Here is a 15441-nt window from a genome sequence, read left to right as displayed (position 1 = left end):
AGTTGTCAGCCTCGTACACCGGCACTGGCGAAGTTCTGGATGCCCGTCCGGCCACGGGGACGACGGACGAGGCCCGTCCACGGCGGGACGGCACGTACAGGGAGGGCTCCACGGCCGGCGACGCCGACTGTGCGAATCACCGAGTTCTCACCTGTCCGCTCCGGTCAGGTCCGCCAAGAGGACGTCAGCCACCTGTTCCTCGACCACGGCGGTACCGTGCTCGGTCATGGCACGGGTCGACTCCGGGTCCCAGGGCGCTTCGGTGAGACCGCCCGGCTCGGGCCCCTGCGGTGTCCGGGCGACCGCGGTCCGGTAGTCCGCCGCCGTCATGGGCCAGGCGAGGGCAGGACCCGCGGCATGGGCGACCTGTCACCCGCCGATGCTGAGGTGGTTCGGCTTCAGAGGCGGCGCGTTCTGCGGGTGGTGCGGTAGTGGTGCCGGCGTCGGCGTAGCCAGTCACCTGCTTCGCCCACGGCGAGCAGGAATGCGGCGGAGGCGGCGCATGCGGTGGGCGGGGCGCTCTGGTCGGTGACCCGGCCGAGGAGCCACAGGCCCGTGGCCAGGATGAGCCACCATGCGGTGAGCGACCAGACGAGGCGCCTGAGACGGGTGGGGGTCCGGTCCATCATCGGGTGGTGGCCTGGGTGCGGTGGCCGGCCACGATGACCAGGATGCAGCCGGCACACGTGAGCAGTCCCGCGAGGGCGGTGGCGGCCATGGTGGCCGTGGCCGAGGCGCCGGCCAGGCGGGGGAGTGCGTTGAGGGGTGCGGCGGTGTAGAAGGCGAGGAGGGCGACGCCCCGGGGGCGCATCGGTGTCAGGCGGGAATGCAGGCGCTGCGGTACATGGCCGGTGAGCAGCGCGATGCCGGCAGGGAGCAGCGTGACGGAGAAGAGGGCGAGACCGGTCCACTGCCAGATCATGTGCGTTCGGGGTTCCTGTCGCTTCGAGGAGATGAGGTCTGGTGGCGTCGGGTCGCGGCGAACGTGGCGAGGCCCGCCGTGAGCGTGGCCAGACCCAGGACGAGCAGCGGAAGGCCAGGGCCGGGCAGGACGTAGAGCGCTGCTCCGGCCAGTGTGAGAAACGCGCCGATGACCGCCAGGATGGTGCCGATTCGGTGTCCAGGCATGGTGCTCTGTCCCTCCTTGCTGCTTGGGGCGGATGGGTAGGTCATGGGCGACTCGTGCGGGCGTCATCGGCCTTCAGACCGAGTCTGATTCGGCCAGTCCTCTCCCGTGAGGGAAAGTCCCGGGGCGTGGCTGTAGTGGAGGTCATTATTCACTTTCCCTGCCGATCACATATGCGGTCAGTGCCCCGGCGAGCAGGGCCCAGGCGACGGCGGCCCACCCGGCCCGGCTCCAGCCGATGGCCGTCACCGCGACCACACCTGCGGCCGCCATCGCCCGCCGGCTGGTGATGAACGCCCATTCGCGGCGGGCGCTGCCCGGGTGCCGTATCTCGGTGAACGCGCTGCGGATGACGAGAGCCACGACGATGATCACGGGCATCAGCACCGATGTCTCGCCGGCCATCAGGTGGCCTGACCATCCGGCCCGGTGGCGGCCGGGCCCCCAGTCTGCTGGTAGATGTCGGCAATGCTGTCGGCGTCCGCGTCGACGGTTTCGGCTTCGTACAGGCGCCGGTAGATGGTGTTGCGGCGGCGCAGCAGGGCGGCGGCGAGCAGTGCGGCGAGTACGGAGGCGATCAGGACGGCGGCTTTGACGTGCTCTGCTGTCTGGCTGTCGGTGAAGGCGAGTTCGCCGATCAGCAGGGCCACGGTGAAGCCGATGCCGGCCAGCACCGACAGGCCCAGCACGTCGGCCCAGGCCAGCGCGGGGTTGAGGCGGGCGCGGGTGAAGCGTGCGGCCAGGTACGTTGCGGCGAAGATGCCCAGGGTCTTGCCGACGACCAGACCGAGGACGACGCCGAGGGGCTCGGGGCTGGTGAACACCTCGCCCAGAGCTGCTCCGGTGATGCTCACCTCAGGTCAGATCCCCTTTGCAGGAAGCTCCAGGATCGCCACGCACTCCACACGAGACACCCTTGCCTCGCCGAACGTCAGGAAACGGGGAACCAGGTCGAGAGGCGCTTGGCGATCGCCGGAACATCGATGTCGTCCTGTGCGACTTCCTCGACGAACGGGCCGGCCGCGGAGACGGGCGGCGGGGCAGTACTGGCGCTGACGCCGTTGAACCGCAGGAAGACACGCATGGCGAGCCAGGCGGTGGGCTTGTTGCCGTCGATCAGCGCGTGGTTGCGGGCGACGGAGTGCAGCAGTGCCGCAGCCTTCTCGTGCAGTGCGGGATACAACTCGGCTCCGAACACGTTCGTGCGGGGTCGCTCGATCGCAGACACGAGGAGGCCCATGTCACGCACGCTGTGCTCGGTACCGTTGACCGTGCGGGCGATGGCCAGGATCTCGTCGATCTGGATGTAGCGCACGTCCGTCACTTCAGGTAGTCCAGGATCTCCCCATCGCTGTCCATGAGCTCGGCCAGGACGTCATCGATCTTCAGCTCGGCCCGGTCCTGGGCGTCACGGATGGCCTCAATGGCAAGTTCCTGCTTGCTGCGCCCCTCTCGACGAGCCCGCTCGGTGAGCTTCGAGTCAAGGTCGTCGGGGAGTCGGAGTGTCATCGCCATACGGAGATGATACCAGGGCGGTATCAAGCGGTGCGATCGGGTCGCGCTCGGCTCTGCGGAGCGTGGGACCAGTCGGCCATGCGCATCGCTACCGCGGAGGCCCAGACTTCCAATGCGAGCGTCGTCCGAGCGTCAAGAATCCCGCAAGAACTACTTACAAGCGTCGCCATCGCAAGCGCCTCGCTCACGAATTCGCAGGTCAGAGAGCTCTCAAAAGATCGATCCGTCCGCTCGAACCGCTGCGCGCAGAGAACCAGGTCGAATCCCAGCAGAGCAACACCTGTACTCGCAACCCGGCGCGCCGCCTCCCAGGCCCTGGAGGAGCTCATCGCCAAGATCCGGGCCGTCGACATGGACGACGTGCGCCGGAAGGCCGCAGCGGGCTCGACGGGAGCGAACTGACGTCCGGGGCGCCCATGGAGTCTCCACGGGCGCCCCGGAACGCGGGTTCAGCGGCTGCGCAGAGCGGCCAGCGTTGCGTCGAGATCGGCCGCACGTGGGCGGTTGTGCGGCAGCTTGCCGAGCATGACCGCCATGCCGCAGGTGTTCGTGAGGGCGGAGAAGACCAGGCCGCCCGCGACGCCGGCCGATAGCAGCAGGAGGGCCGGGTGCACGAGCAGGCCGAGGAGGAGGCCGAGCAGAACCAGGCTGCCGGCGGTGAAGCGGACCTGGCGTTCCATGCTCCAGCCGGCCCGCGTGTCGCAGGCGGCCGGTGTGTGCAGGTCGTGCCCCTCGGCGGCCCAGGCGCCGGTGCCACCCAAGAGCGTGGCCGTGGTGACGCCCTGCTCGGCCAGCAGCTTGCAGGCGTTCTCGGAACGGCTTCCGGAGGCACACACCACCAGGACGTCACCGCGTCCGGCGGCGTGCCGTATCTCCGGCAGGGCACGGCGGACGTGGTCGAGCGGAACGTTCAGGGCGCCGGGCAGGTGGCCGGAGGCGTACTCGGCGGGCGTGCGCACGTCGATGACGGTGAGATCGTACAGCCGGGTGCGGGCCTGCTCGGTGCCGAGGGTGACGAGGGCGGAGGGGTTGGTCATGACAGATGTGATCCTTCATGGTCGACGCCGTCCCGAACCGGGACGTACAGTACCCCTAGGGGTATTTTCTTTGAGGAGTGATCGTGGAACTGGAGCTCGAGGGTGCGGACCTGAAGTCCGTGCTGAACCGGCTGCGCCGCGCACAGGGTCAGATTTCCGGTGTGATCCGGATGATCGAGGAGGGACGTGACTGCGAGGACGTCGTCACGCAGCTTGCCGCGGCCTCCCGCGCGCTCGACCGGGCCGGTTTCGCGATCATCGCGACCGGCATGCAGCAGTGCATGACCGACATCGAATCCGGCCGCAAGAACGGCGAGGACGCCCAGCAGATGCGCGCCCGCCTGGAGAAGCTGTTCCTGTCGCTGGCGTGAGGACCCTCGCCGCGGCGGCCGTCACAGCACCGCGTCGATCAGCATGAAGGCCGCCACCGCCAGCAGCAACAGCGCGAAGATCCGCTGAAGTGTGTGTCCCGAGACCTTCGCGGCCAGCCGCTTCCCGTCCCAGGCGCCGAGGATCGCCGCCCCGACGAACGGCCCGACGACCGCCCAGTCCAGCCCCTCGACCGTGCCGGCGCGCGTCGCCAGCGCGGCCAGCGAGTTGACGGTGATGACCAGCAGGCTGGTACCCACCGCGTTCCCCATCCGCAGGCCCAGCACGCTCACCAGGGCCGGTACGGCGAGGAAGCCACCGCCGACGCCGAGGACACCGGTGACCGCGCCGAGCCCGCCACCGGCGGCCGCCACCCGCCCCGGCCGCACCGTCACGGCGCCCTCCGCGGCCGGCCGGGACCGCAGCATACGCAGGGCGGCGACTCCCGCGACCACGGCGAAGGCCGCCGTCAGTACGGCCGCCGGGATACGGGCCAAGAGCGCGCCGCCCAGCATCGCCGGGCCGATCCCGGCCGCCGAGAACAGCAGTCCCGTACGCCAGCGGACGTTGCCGTCACGGGCGTGCGCGACCAGCGCGGTGCCCGAGGTGAGCGTGACGATGACCAGACTGGCGGTCGTGGCTGCGACCGGGCTGAAGCCGAGCAGGTAGATCAGGGCGGGAACGGCCAGCACACTGCCGCCGCCCCCGAGCGCGCCGAGCGCGACGCCGATGACCGCTCCGGCGGCCAGAGCGAGTATGACCGCGCTCACGCGACGGTGCCGTTGCCACCGCGTGCGTCCACCACCGGCAGGCCCGCCCCCGCCCAGTCCTCCATCCCCCCGATCACGTCCACGGCCTGCGCGCCCCGGGCGACCAGCAGTTCCGCGGCCCGCCTGGACCGGTTGCCCGAGCGGCAGATCACGGCCAGGGGCCGCGCCTGCGCCTCGGCGGGCAGCCCCGCCCCGGCGGCCAACGCGGACAACGGCAGGTGCACAGCGCGCGGCGCATGCCCCGCCTGCCACTCGTAGGGCTCACGCACATCCAGCAGTACGGCGTCACCGCCGCTCTCGGCGGTGTCCCCGTGGCCCGTGCACGCGGCCGCCTCCTGCGCGGTCACGCGACCCGGACCGCTCCGGCTTCGTCGGAAGATGCTCATGGCGGCTTCTCGCTCCTGTCTCGTGGTCGGTATGGAAGATCGGTGGGATGTCTTGCGGCATCGATGCCGTCAGGGGGTCCGGACGGTGAGTCCGGCCTTTTCGGCCGCGTCGAAGGAGTCGTCCAGCGCGACGACGGAACGGCCGGCGGCATCCAGCAGCGAACCGGCGATGGCCGCCCGCATGCCGCCCGCGCAGTGCACCCACACCTCACCGTCGGGAACCTCGCCGAGGCGGCCGTGGAGCGCGTGGACCGGGATGTGGACCGAGCCCTCGATGTATCCGGCCGCCCGCTCCGAGCCGCGCCTGACGTCGAGGACGACGACTCCCTCCGCCGGGTGCCGGCCGGCGAGATCGGCGAACGTGGCGCGCGGGAAGGAAGCCTGGGCCTCCCCCTCCCGGACCCAGTCGCCGGGTTCGCCGGTGGCCGCGGCAACGGGGCGGTCGATGCCCACGCGGACCAGTTCGCGCTGGGCGGTGGCGAGTTGCCCGGGTGACTCGGCGAGCAGCGTGACCGGCTTGCCCCACGGAATCAGCCAGGCCAGATACGTCGCGAGTTGTCCCTCGGCCTCGAAGTTGAACGAGCCGGAGACATGCCCGGCGGCGAACGCGACGCGGTTGCGCAGGTCCACCACCCACTCCCCGGCCGCCAGCCGGGCTGCGATCTCCTCGGCGTCGGCGGCGGCGGGCGGCGTCAGATCGACGGGCGCGGGTCCGGCCGCATTGGCAGGGCCCATGTGCGTGTAGTAGGCGGGGATGTCGTCGAGGCCGGCCAGCAGGTCGGCGACGAAAGTGTCGATGTCCCTGGTGAGGGCTTCGTTGGACGCCTTCTCCTTGCCGATGGTCGTGTCGCTGCCCTCCGCCTGGGAGGACGAGCAGAAGCTGCCGAATCCGTGCGTGGGCAGCACGGCCGTCTCGTCGGGCAGCTCGGTGGCCAGGCGGTGCGCGGAGGCGTGCTGGGCGCGGGCCAGCTGCTCCGTCAGCCGCGGCTCGACCAGGTCCGGGCGGCCCACCGTGCCGATGAGCAGCGAACCGCCGGTGAACACCGCGACCGCCGTGCCGTTCTCCTCGAGTGCATAGGAGGTGTGGTGCGGGGTGTGACCGGGGGTCGCCACGGCGTGCAGGGTCAGGCCCGCGTCCGAGTCGATCTCCGCGCGGTCGCCGTCGTGCACTGGTACGTGCTCGAAGGAGACCCTGGCCCCGGCAGGGACGAGATAGGCCGCACCCGTGATCCGGGCCAGCTCCAGGCCGCCGGTGACGTAGTCGTTGTGGACGTGCGTCTCGACGACGTGCGAGATCCGCACCCCGCGCCGGGCCGCCACCGCGAACACCTGATCCACGTCACGGGGCGGGTCGACCGCCACCGCGGTCCGCTCGCCGCCCGCCAGGTAACTGCGGTTGCCGAGCCCGGCCACCTCGATCGTGTCGACGAAGAACACGAGGTACTCCCTTCTGATGAAGAATTACCCCAGGGGGTATGCTTACGACCGTAACACAGGTACCCCCGGGGGTATTTTGGAGCACAGGGAAGCCCGGGACGGCGCCCAGGGATCGCGTACCCGGTGTTCGGCAGCGACGTGCGCCTCGTGGAACGGGCGCAGGCCCCCCAGCGCCACCCCTGTCTCCGGCCACATGCGATGGGCGGCGCCCAGGAGCCATGCCGCCCGGGTGCAGTCGTCGGTGGCCGCGACCGCCCAGGCCAGCGTCTCCAGACCCCAGACCGGCCCCCAGCTGTCCCCGATACCCCGTTGAACCAGCACCGGGTGCGCGCCAGGTTGACGGCGATCTCGACCACCACGGTGAAGACCAAGGAACGGACCCCCGGCTACCGCCTGGTCGATCAGCCCCCGCTCCTCCGCCATTTTCGCTGCAAACTGGAACCCGTCCCCTCATGACGCCCAGGCCCGCGAGCTGCGCCGGACAACGCACAGGAACGCACGTCGAAGGTCTGCATGCGCAGGGTGAGTTCGCCGACATCCGGGTGCAGCAGGATCTTCGCGGCGTCGCTGTTGCCCCGTGCGTCCCGCCGTCTTCGGAGCTCGCCGAACTCGCGGCTGCTCTGCGAGGCCGTCTGCAGCCAACGGCGTGACAGATGACGTGCTTCGTTCGTTGACCTGATGGATCGCCGTCGGTGCGTATGTAGTCCTGCCTGCACCTCTATATGTGAGCGAGGGAAGCCCGTGCGATTGTGGCGGCGGTGTCTGGACGCAGCAGGAGTGGAAGGGCGGCGGCTGCGGGCGGACTACGGTCACGTGGCGCGGTTCCTCATGCGTAGCGATCCGGCGGCTTTCGCGGCTGCTCGGGTTCTGGCGCCGACGGCATCCCAGCCGCATCTGCTCGCCGGTTTCGCGTTCGCGTCCTTCACCGACGATGTGTGTGATTGGGGCGCCCTTGAGGAGCGCAGGCGACGCTTCGGCCGGTGGGTGCGCCTTGTGCGGACTGGGTTGGACACCGGCCGGGCGGAGCACCCGCTGCTCCGGGCCTTTCTGCATACGTCCGCAGAGTGTGGCCTGCCGCGGCGATGGGTCGAGTCCTACCTGGAAGGTACGCAGATCGATCTGGGCTTCCCCGGCTTCGTCGGCGAAACCGACTACCAGGCCTACATCGATCAGCTCACCTGGCCGTTCGCCATGCTCACCACCGGCCTGGTGCAGCCAGGTGGTGGTGACGAGCGGTTCGCCCGTTCCTGCCGGCTGCTCGCCGACGGGTGCCAGCGCACCGATTTCCTCGCCGACCTGGCGGAGGATCTGCGGGGCGGAAACCTCTACCTGCCCACCGATGACCTTCAGCGGCACGGGGTGACGCGTGGCGATCTCGAGCAGGGCCGGGACACTCCCGGTGTCCGCGCACTGATCTCAGCAACTGCCGACACCGCGCATGCCACGCTCGAAGAGGCCGGCCGAATCGTCGCCGAAGTCGCAGAGCCTCATCGTCCGTTGGTGCGCTGTGTCCTGCGTCTGCACCATCAGCGGCTTCGGGCCATCACTTCGCGGGGCGCCGGTGTCGCACGCGGTCCCTTGCCGGAACAGCCGGTGGCGTGCCTGCGCCTGCTGATTCAGGAGCGCCGGTCCGCTGTGGAGCGGGCGTGATCCAGCGCCACTCCTGTCGTTGATGATGCATGCAGATCAAATGCGTGACGTGGCGCTGCAGGCGGCGCGGGCTGTTGCGGAAACCGGGCGTACCGGCCGGGCGGAGCTGCCGGGTTCCGCTCTTCACGAGCCAGGCCGGTCAGCTCGTGGCCCGGGCCGGAGGGGTGGTCCTGTGACATCGGCTGCCACCGGGATGCAGGAAGAAGTCGATCTGTCGGCGGTACGCGAGCGAGTCGATGCGGCACTGCGGGAATTTCTGGACGGCAAGGTTCGCACGGCCGGCCGGCAGAACCTTCCCCCCGAGGTCGTGGACACGCTGCGGTCCTTCCTGACTGCCGGCGGCAAACGCATCCGTGCCCTGCTGTGTGTGGTCGGCTGGCACGCCGCCGGCGGCCGTGGGGACACGGAGACCGCCGTGCGGGTGGCCGCGTCACTGGAACTGTTCGTGGCCTTCGCTCTCATCCATGACGACATCATGGACGACTCGGTCAGCCGCCGTGGCCGACCTGCCGTTCATCGCGCCCTGCGCACACGCCTGGTCCCGTCGCAGCGCGCGGAGCGGCTCGGTGCGGGTGGCGCCCTGCTGGTGGGCAACCTTGCCTTGATCTGGGCGCAGGAGCTGCTGCACACCGCTCAGCTGTCCTGCCAACGGCGGCAAGCGGTGCACGCGTTGTACGACGTGATGCTGGAAGAGGTGATGTACGGCCAGTACCTGGACGTGATGGGCACCGGCCTGGACGCGGATGATGTCGAGGCGGCGTTGCGGATCGTCCGTTACAAGACCGCTACGGCGACAGTTGAGCGCCCCCTGCAACTGGGCGCTGCTGTCGCCGGAGCCGATGCGAAGGTCCTGGACCGCTTCACGGACCTCGGGCTGCCGCTGGGTGAGGCTTTCCAGCTCCGGGACGATCTGCTGGATGTGTTCGGCAGCACGGACGGCGCGTGTGCTCCGGGACTGGGTGATCTGCGGGAGGGAAAGCGCACAGTGCTGCTGGCTCTGGGCATGCAGGCGGCCGGTCCCGAGCAGCGGCAGCGTCTTGGTGCCCTGGTGGGTCGGCCCGACCTGGACGAGCGGGGGGCGGGCGAAGTGCGGACCATCCTGGAGACGACGGGAGCGCGGCAACGAACAGAGGCCATGATCACTGCCCGCTACGATCACGTCGTACAGATGCTTGAGACGGCTGCGTTCCCGCCCGCCGCCTACAGCGCGTTGCACAGGCTGGCCGTTGCCGCCGTCTCCTACAGCTCCTGAGACCTCAACCCTCCTAGTCCGAACGCCCCCTGGCGGCCAGGCAGTGAAGCGCACACCAGTGCTTCGCTCCGGGCTGTCGTCGGCCGGTCTGCGCCTGTACCCAGCTTCGCTCCGGGCTGCCGTCGGCCGGTTCTCGCCTGTACCCGGTCCTTTCGATCAGGAGGAATTCCGTGACTGATGCCGCTGTCCTGACCACCCACATCCAGGCGCGTCTGGCCGGCTATGAGAACCACTTCAGCACGCTGTTCAAGGAGTACTTCCACGCTCTTGGCACTGATCTCGAGGTGCCGTCGTTCAGCAGGTTCACGCCCGAGTGCCTGCATCTGCTGCGGGACCTGTCGTTGCGCGGGGGGAAGCGGATGCGCGTGGCGCTGGTATACGAAGCCGCCCGCCTGGTGACCACCGAGCCGGTTGAGGCAGTGGACGAGGCTGCGCTGAGCGTCGAGCTGCTCCAGACGCACGGCTTGATCCACGACGACATCATCGACGACAGCCCCACCCGCCGGGGCGGTCCCTCCACGTACTACGCCTACCGGCGCAACTTTCCCGCCCACCCGCAGGCCGCCCTCGGACTTGCCATCCTTGCGGGCGACCTCGCGCTCGCCCTGTCTCTACGGGTCCTCCTGGAGTCCGAAGCACCCCCTGCGATCCGGCAGGCCATGGTCGAAGCGCAGACCAGGGCGGCTTCAGACACCTTCGTGGGCCAGATCATCGACCTCGAGCGCGACTTCTCCCCCAACACGGACGAGGAAGTGCTGCACTGTGTGGCCGACTACAAGACCGCTCGCTACTCAGTGCTGGCCCCCATGCAGCTGGGGTTGCTCGCCGCGGGCGAGCAACCCGCCCCCTTCGAGGAGGAACTGCGCCGCTACGCCCGGCTGGTGGGGATCGGCGGCCAGATGCGCGACGACTACCTCGACCTGTTCGGAGACGCACAGGTCATGGGTAAGCCCATGGGCGCCGACATCCGGGGCGGGCGGCGCAGCTACACCGTCCATGCCATCCTCTCGGCCACCACGGATGCCGAGAAGGCCGTGGTGGAGTCCGCGCTCGGTGACCCGAACTGCACCGAGGAGACCATCGGGGCCGTCCGTGAAATCGCCGAGCTCCGGGGGGTGCCGGCAAGGATGCGCAGCGAGATGCAGCGCTACGCGGAACTGGCCTCGACCGGGGCGGCCGACTGGCGCTCGAGGTGGCGCCCGGAGGCGGTCGCGTTCTTCGAACACCTGCCGCAGTGGGCCATGGAACGGATCCGATAGCACCCGCCGGACGCCGGCGACGATGCCCTGTGGATTCGACAGCTCGGGAGCCCGAAGAAGGATGCGTCTCATGTCCAAGGCACACGCGCATGCGAGAGCTCAGCATGGCGGGGGCGGCCCAACGCGGTCTGCGGCGATCGAGGGAGACCAGGTACCTGGCCGGTCGCGAGCGGGCGGCGGTTCACGGTGCCTGAACAGAGGCGGTGGCGTCCCTGGCGGTGTGCTGATCAGCCGCCTGGGTAGCGGCAAGACGCTGCGTGCGGGTGCGTACGGCGAAGGCCGTCATGCCCAGCGCGGCCATGCCAAGTGCCCAGCCGGCGCCCAGCAACAAGGAGCTCCAGGGCACGGTGTGCAGCCCACCGGCTGCGACGGAGGCTTGCACGGCGCCGTGGGCGGGGAGGTAGCGCACAACGGGGCTGTCGGCGTTCGGGTTGATCATCGGGTTCTGCAGCAGCAGGTCGATGGAGCTGGTCATGATGGCCAGGAACATCCCGGCGAGTTCACTGCGCAGCACGGCCGCGAGCACGATGCCGAATGCTCCGTAGGTGAGGGCACCGGTGAACATGCCCGCTGCGAACACCATGGGCTGCACCGGGTGCCACAGCAGGTGGGTCCAGGCGGTGGCGTAGACGGCGACGACGGCGGCCACCAGGACCAGCGTGGCGCATTTCGCCGCCGCCAGGCAGGACCGCGGGTAGCCCGCCTGGACCAGACGCCGGTCGAACAGGGCGGAGCGGGCGGTGGCGATGAACATCATGAAAGCGATGACCAGGGTCAGAGCCTGCAGCGCCCCGGTGATCTGGGTCAGGACGTTGGCGTCCATGACCAACCAACGGTCCACCGAGCGTACGTGGAAACGCAGTGGCGTCCTGGCCACCACCTCGAACGCCAGGGTCGTCCACAGCGGGACGAACAGCAGCACGATGAGCAGCGCCAACCGGTTGCGGGCCTGTTCGATGAGTGCGAACCGCAGCGCGGACCGCAGGCAGGACCACCACCGCTTCACGGGCCCCACCCACCCGTGGCGGACTGTCCCGTTTCCCGCAGCACGCCTGCGTCCAGGCGGTACAGGGTGTCCAGGCGGGAGGCGTCGTAGGCGAGGTGGGAGACCACCAGAACCGCGCAGCCCCGGTCACACAGGGTCCGGGCCAGGTCCCAGAAGCGCAGGTAGGTGTCCCAGTCGAAGCCCTGGTACGGCTCGTCCAGGAGCAGCACCTGCGGCTCGTGCATCAGGGCCAGCACGAGGTTGAGCTTCTGCCGGGTCCCACCGCTGAGCGTCGCCACGCGCTGGTTCCGGTAGCCGGTGCAGTTCAGCTGGTCGAGCAGTTCGAAGGCCCGGTCGAGGTTCTTCAGGCCGTAGGCAGCCTGGAAGAACCGCAGATGCTGCTCGACGGTGAACGCTCCGTGGAGCACCGCGTCCTGCGGGCAGCTGCCTACCCTCCCCCGGCACTCCGCCAGTCCGCTGTCCGCGGCCAGGTCGCCGGTGAGGATCCGCAGCAATGTGCTTTTCCCGGCGCCGTTCTCACCCACCACACCCACCAGCTGCCCCGGGAACAGGTCCAGGGACACGCCTCGCAGGACGGGGCCGCTGCGATAGCTCTTGCGCACCTCCCTCATGCGCAGACTCGGCCGGCACTCGACCGTGACCGAAGTATCCCCGTCCAGCGCACGCGCCTGGTGACCAGCCGTTCGCATCACACGCGTCCCGCCCGCTCGATCATCGTCACACCCTGGCGCGGCACGCGCCGCGGCCGGCACGTCACAGTCCTCCGCGCTGTTGACGGCCCCGGTAGTCCTCCAACGCTTCCTCCAGGGCGGACGCATCGAAGTCCGGCCACAGGACGGGTGAGAAGTACAGCTCGGAGTGCAGCGTCTGCCACGGCATGAAGCCCGACAGCCGGGTCTCCCCGGAGGTGCGGATCACCAGATCCGGATCGGGCAGACCGGCGGTGTCGAGGTGCCGAGCCAGTTCCGCAGCGCGCAACGGCTCCTGTCCTGGAAGGAGGTGCCCCTCCGCGGTCCGGCTGTCCAGAAGCCTGCGCACGGCACGAGCGATCTCGTCCCGGCCGCTGTAGGCGATGGCGAAGTTCACCAGCGGACCCTGCACGGTACTGCTGCGGTGCGCATGGTCACGCAGATCTGCCGCCATGGGGAGCGGCAGGAGATCGAGATCGCCGAGAAACCCGATACGCCACTGTCCCAAAGAGGCGACGTACCCCACGAACTCGGCGATTACGGGAAGCCCTTGGTCTACCTCCGCGCGGGACCGGCTGAGGTTCTCGACGGACGTCGTCCACAGCGTGAGAACTTCGATCCCGGTGCCCGCACGGCATCGGTCGAGTAGGTCCAGCGTCCGCTCACAGCCGCGTCGATGACCCTCCAGGCTCGGCAGACCCCTGTCCTCCGCCCAACGCCGGTTGCCGTCGGGAATGACGGCCAAGTGACGAAGCGAGGGGAAAACAGGAGGTGGATCGGCAACGTTGGCTGCGGCAGCGAGCGAAAGGGCGCTTCCGGCGTCGGTCGCGGAGGCGACGGGATTTCGCCCGCCCGAGGAACCCACGCTCGCCATGATTCACTCCTCGTCGCCAACTGGTCGCCAGGCCGCCTGTGATTCCGCCTCGCCAGTCGTCCACCCGTACAACGACCATCCCCTCCTGACGCAACGCCCGTCGAACATGGCGTGCGCCGCAGCCGGTGTACGCCGGACGGCAGCAACGACCTCCAGGGCAACGCGATCAGCAGGTTCAGCTTCTGTCGCGTTCCACCACTGAGCCCGCCGACCTGCCGTAGTCGGCAGCCGGTCAGCGCAAGCAGCTCCATCAGCTCGCCGGCGCGCTCCAGCGTCGGCGACCGGTAGGCCATCCGGAACAACCGCAGATGCTGTCCGACAGTGAACGCATCGTTGAACACCGCCCGTTGTGGGCAGTACCCCACCGCCCCGGCCCGTGTCACCGGACCGCGGTGCTCGGCCCCTCAGCGGCGTGCCCCGCGGGGCACGTGGATGGCGTCGCGCCTACTGCGGCACAGTCCCTGTCCTCCTAGTACTCCAGTGCGGTTTCGTGGCCTATCCAGCAGGTTCGCCGAGGCGCCGTCGGTAGTGGCTGCGTCGGGCTGTTGCCTGGTGCTGTCTGCGCCAGGCGGACCAGTGCAGCAGTCTGGCTGCGGTCATGGCCGGTGGGTGGAACACGACGGCGAGTAGGTGGCGGATCTCCGGGACGGTCAAGGAGATCGGGTCGCTGCTGCGGTCCGGATGGTGTCGATCGGCGGGCCGGTCGGGGGCCGCGTCGGCGGCGATGGCGGCCAGGAAGGCCAGGGAGAGCATGGCGAGGGTGACGTGCCGGTGCCAGGAGGTCCAGTTCCTGACCTGGTAGTGGTCGAGGCCGACGTGGCTCTTGGCGGCCTGGAAGCACTCCTCGATGCTCCAGCGAATGCCGGCGACGCGGACCAGTTCGGACAGCGTCACCGCGGTGGGTGACCAGCAGAGGTAGAAGGCGAGTTCGCCGGTGGTGCGGTTGCGTCGGATCAGCAGGTGGCGGGTGCTGCCGCTGCCGATGTGGACCCAGGCCCAGTCGTAGTGGCGCGGGCCCTTTGCACCGTTGCCAGCACTGTGCCGTTGCCATGCCGTGGCGGGCAGACGGTCAGTGACGGTGTCCGCGCGGACAAGGGTGCGGCCGTGGTTGATCCGCACCCGGGTGGAGCAGGCGACGGCCAGCACGTAGCCAATGCCGCGTGCCTCCAGGGCATGCCGCAGGCGAGGGTCCTGGCCGTAGGCTTCGTCGCCGGTCACCCAGGAGGCGGTGATGCCGGCGTCCAGCGCGGCGGCGATCATCTCTGCGGCCAGGCGGGGCTTGGTCGTGAACTGCACGTCGTCGGGTATCCCGGCGGCGCTCGGGATCGGAGCACCAGGAGTGCTCGGGCAGGTAGAGACGGCGGTCGATCAACGCCCGTCCCCGGTCGGTGGCGTAGGCGAGGAACACGCCGACCTGAGAGTTCTCGATGCGTCCCGCGGTACCGGTGTACTGCCGCTGCACGCCCGCCGAGGCCCGGCCCTTCTTCACAAAGCCGGTCTCGTCCACGATGAGCACCGCGCCGTCGGTGCCGAGGTGGTCGGCGGTGTAGGCGCGCAGGTCGTCGCGGACGGCATCGGCGTCCCAGCGGGTGTAGCGCAGCAGACGATGCATCGGCCCCGGCCGGGCCAGGCCGGCCTGTTCAGCCAGCTGCCAGCAGTTCTTCCGCTCCGCCCTCGACAGCAGTCCGAGCAGGTAGGCGCGGGCGGTCGCTCGTGGCTCAACTCGGCCGAACCGTCCCGCGATCCGGGCCATGGCTTGGTCGAACATCATCCGCCAGCGAGCAGGGTCTACGCTATGGCCCGCGGCCACCGCACGATCTTCGTTTGTCCACACACCAACCGATGATCACGCGGTGGCCGTACCCCGTTTCCCCGCCGGGTCCGCAGCAAGATCGCGAAGTCAGACTGGAGTATTAGCCTCGCGCTTTCACGAGGTGGGGCGTCCGAGGCTTGATCAAATAAGCGGAGAGTACTCCTGACCTGCAACGATGGGACTTGTCGAGGGTCCTGTTGGTTGCATGGGAAGAAGCACTCTCCAGGTGAAGAAGCGTATCGGGTCGTATCCGCGTGT

At 69.4% G+C, this 15441-nt stretch carries 18 protein-coding genes and 3 pseudogenes; 4 read left to right on the top strand and 17 right to left on the bottom strand.

From position 1 onward, the window contains the following. Positions 1-147: 147 nt before the first annotated feature. From P1P75_RS03780 to P1P75_RS03740, 9 genes and pseudogenes are all read right to left on the bottom strand, one after another. Positions 148-333, bottom strand: a pseudogene (locus P1P75_RS03780) (DUF2399 domain-containing protein); the annotation flags it as partial. Between the two features lie 65 nt (positions 334-398). Further along, complete coding sequence (locus P1P75_RS03775) at positions 399-626, bottom strand: hypothetical protein (RefSeq protein ID WP_319251786.1); 228 nt, start codon at positions 624-626, stop codon at positions 399-401. Next, positions 626-922, bottom strand: coding sequence for a hypothetical protein (locus P1P75_RS03770; protein WP_319251784.1), 297 nt, complete (start codon positions 920-922; stop codon positions 626-628). The genes P1P75_RS03775 and P1P75_RS03770 overlap by 1 nt, the downstream gene beginning before the upstream one ends. Continuing rightward, positions 919-1128 carry a PGPGW domain-containing protein gene (locus P1P75_RS03765; protein ID WP_319251782.1) on the bottom strand — a complete coding sequence of 70 codons (210 nt, stop codon included), beginning with the start codon at positions 1126-1128 and terminating at the stop codon, positions 919-921. Before P1P75_RS03765 ends, P1P75_RS03770 begins: the two co-directional genes overlap by 4 nt. Positions 1129-1273: 145 nt before the next feature. Further along, the gene (locus P1P75_RS03760; protein ID WP_319251780.1) at positions 1274-1531 is read right to left on the bottom strand and encodes a hypothetical protein; all 258 of its coding nucleotides are present in this window, start codon (positions 1529-1531) and stop codon (positions 1274-1276) included. Then, a pseudogene (locus tag P1P75_RS03755) lies at positions 1531-1980 on the bottom strand (Na+/H+ antiporter NhaA); the annotation flags it as partial. The pseudogene P1P75_RS03755 and the gene P1P75_RS03760, both read right to left, overlap by 1 nt. Before the next feature lie 77 nt (positions 1981-2057). Beyond that, positions 2058-2450: a Fic family protein gene (locus P1P75_RS03750; RefSeq protein WP_319251778.1), complete on the bottom strand. Its 393-nt coding sequence runs from the start codon at positions 2448-2450 to the stop codon at positions 2058-2060. Beyond that, complete coding sequence (locus P1P75_RS03745) at positions 2447-2641, bottom strand: hypothetical protein (RefSeq protein ID WP_319251776.1); 195 nt, start codon at positions 2639-2641, stop codon at positions 2447-2449. Before P1P75_RS03745 ends, P1P75_RS03750 begins: the two co-directional genes overlap by 4 nt. A gap of 449 nt (positions 2642-3090) precedes the next feature. Continuing rightward, the gene (locus tag P1P75_RS03740; protein WP_319251774.1) at positions 3091-3678 is read right to left on the bottom strand and encodes a rhodanese-like domain-containing protein; all 588 of its coding nucleotides are present in this window, start codon (positions 3676-3678) and stop codon (positions 3091-3093) included. Positions 3679-3761: 83 nt separating this feature from the next. Here P1P75_RS03740 and P1P75_RS03735 point away from each other — a divergent pair, with 83 nt between their 5' ends. After that, entirely contained in the window at positions 3762-4049 is a 288-nt protein-coding gene (locus P1P75_RS03735; RefSeq protein ID WP_101403955.1) for a metal-sensitive transcriptional regulator, read from the top strand. 21 nt (positions 4050-4070) lie between these two features. On the opposite strand, the gene P1P75_RS03730 is transcribed toward P1P75_RS03735, so the two are convergent. The 4 genes from P1P75_RS03730 to P1P75_RS41970 all read right to left on the bottom strand — a co-directional run bounded on the left by P1P75_RS03730 (position 4071) and on the right by P1P75_RS41970 (position 7356). Continuing rightward, positions 4071-4817 (bottom strand): sulfite exporter TauE/SafE family protein, encoded by a 747-nt coding sequence (locus P1P75_RS03730; protein WP_319251768.1) that lies wholly within the window; start codon positions 4815-4817, stop codon positions 4071-4073. Further along, complete coding sequence (locus P1P75_RS03725) at positions 4814-5203, bottom strand: rhodanese-like domain-containing protein (RefSeq protein ID WP_319251766.1); 390 nt, start codon at positions 5201-5203, stop codon at positions 4814-4816. The genes P1P75_RS03730 and P1P75_RS03725 overlap by 4 nt, the downstream gene beginning before the upstream one ends. 69 nt (positions 5204-5272) lie before the next feature. Further along, positions 5273-6640: an MBL fold metallo-hydrolase gene (locus P1P75_RS03720; protein WP_319251764.1), complete on the bottom strand. Its 1368-nt coding sequence runs from the start codon at positions 6638-6640 to the stop codon at positions 5273-5275. A 401-nt stretch (positions 6641-7041) separates the two neighbouring features. After that, positions 7042-7356: a hypothetical protein gene (locus P1P75_RS41970; protein WP_369076326.1), complete on the bottom strand. Its 315-nt coding sequence runs from the start codon at positions 7354-7356 to the stop codon at positions 7042-7044. Between the two features lie 97 nt (positions 7357-7453). Here P1P75_RS41970 and P1P75_RS03715 point away from each other — a divergent pair, with 97 nt between their 5' ends. The 3 genes from P1P75_RS03715 to P1P75_RS03705 all read left to right on the top strand — a co-directional run bounded on the left by P1P75_RS03715 (position 7454) and on the right by P1P75_RS03705 (position 10801). Next, positions 7454-8290, top strand: coding sequence for a squalene/phytoene synthase family protein (locus tag P1P75_RS03715; protein WP_319251762.1), 837 nt, complete (start codon positions 7454-7456; stop codon positions 8288-8290). 49 nt (positions 8291-8339) lie between these two features. Continuing rightward, on the top strand, positions 8340-9542 hold the full coding sequence (locus tag P1P75_RS03710) for a polyprenyl synthetase family protein (protein ID WP_319251760.1): 1203 nt from the start codon (positions 8340-8342) through the stop codon (positions 9540-9542). Between the two features lie 170 nt (positions 9543-9712). Then, the gene (locus P1P75_RS03705) at positions 9713-10801 is read left to right on the top strand and encodes a polyprenyl synthetase family protein (protein ID WP_319251758.1); all 1089 of its coding nucleotides are present in this window, start codon (positions 9713-9715) and stop codon (positions 10799-10801) included. 181 nt (positions 10802-10982) lie between these two features. Here P1P75_RS03705 and P1P75_RS03700 read toward each other — a convergent pair whose 3' ends face one another. From P1P75_RS03700 to P1P75_RS03685, 4 genes and pseudogenes are all read right to left on the bottom strand, one after another. Then, the gene (locus P1P75_RS03700; protein WP_319251756.1) at positions 10983-11807 is read right to left on the bottom strand and encodes an ABC transporter permease; all 825 of its coding nucleotides are present in this window, start codon (positions 11805-11807) and stop codon (positions 10983-10985) included. After that, entirely contained in the window at positions 11804-12418 is a 615-nt protein-coding gene (locus P1P75_RS03695; protein ID WP_319251862.1) for an ABC transporter ATP-binding protein, read from the bottom strand. Before P1P75_RS03695 ends, P1P75_RS03700 begins: the two co-directional genes overlap by 4 nt. 142 nt (positions 12419-12560) lie before the next feature. After that, positions 12561-13370 (bottom strand): polyprenyl diphosphate synthase, encoded by an 810-nt coding sequence (gene uppS / locus P1P75_RS03690; protein ID WP_319251754.1) that lies wholly within the window; start codon positions 13368-13370, stop codon positions 12561-12563. A 495-nt stretch (positions 13371-13865) separates the two neighbouring features. Then, positions 13866-15123 (bottom strand): annotated as a pseudogene (locus tag P1P75_RS03685) (IS701 family transposase). Between the last annotated feature and the right edge of the window lie 318 nt (positions 15124-15441).

This window comes from Streptomyces sp. ID05-39B (assembly GCF_033794725.1).
Classification (GTDB): Bacteria; Actinomycetota; Actinomycetes; order Streptomycetales; family Streptomycetaceae; genus Streptomyces; species Streptomyces bobili.
The sequence above is the reverse complement of the archived record's forward strand: the minus strand, read 5'-3'. Positions and strand labels throughout refer to the sequence as shown.

Bases quoted from the DNA above. Each gene is read 5' to 3' on its own strand.
- P1P75_RS03775 (WP_319251786.1), bottom strand. From the start codon at position 626: ATGGACCGGACCCCCACCCGTCTCAGGCGCCTCGTCTGGTCGCTCACC.
- P1P75_RS03770 (WP_319251784.1), bottom strand. From the start codon at position 922: ATGATCTGGCAGTGGACCGGTCTCGCCCTCTTCTCCGTCACGCTGCTC.
- P1P75_RS03765 (WP_319251782.1), bottom strand. From the start codon at position 1,128: ATGCCTGGACACCGAATCGGCACCATCCTGGCGGTCATCGGCGCGTTT.
- P1P75_RS03760 (WP_319251780.1), bottom strand. From the start codon at position 1,531: ATGGCCGGCGAGACATCGGTGCTGATGCCCGTGATCATCGTCGTGGCT.
- P1P75_RS03745 (WP_319251776.1), bottom strand. From the start codon at position 2,641: ATGGCGATGACACTCCGACTCCCCGACGACCTTGACTCGAAGCTCACC.
- P1P75_RS03740 (WP_319251774.1), bottom strand. From the start codon at position 3,678: ATGACCAACCCCTCCGCCCTCGTCACCCTCGGCACCGAGCAGGCCCGC.
- P1P75_RS03725 (WP_319251766.1), bottom strand. From the start codon at position 5,203: ATGAGCATCTTCCGACGAAGCCGGAGCGGTCCGGGTCGCGTGACCGCG.
- P1P75_RS03695 (WP_319251862.1), bottom strand. From the start codon at position 12,418: ATGAGGGAGGTGCGCAAGAGCTATCGCAGCGGCCCCGTCCTGCGAGGC.
- uppS (WP_319251754.1), bottom strand. From the start codon at position 13,370: ATGGCGAGCGTGGGTTCCTCGGGCGGGCGAAATCCCGTCGCCTCCGCG.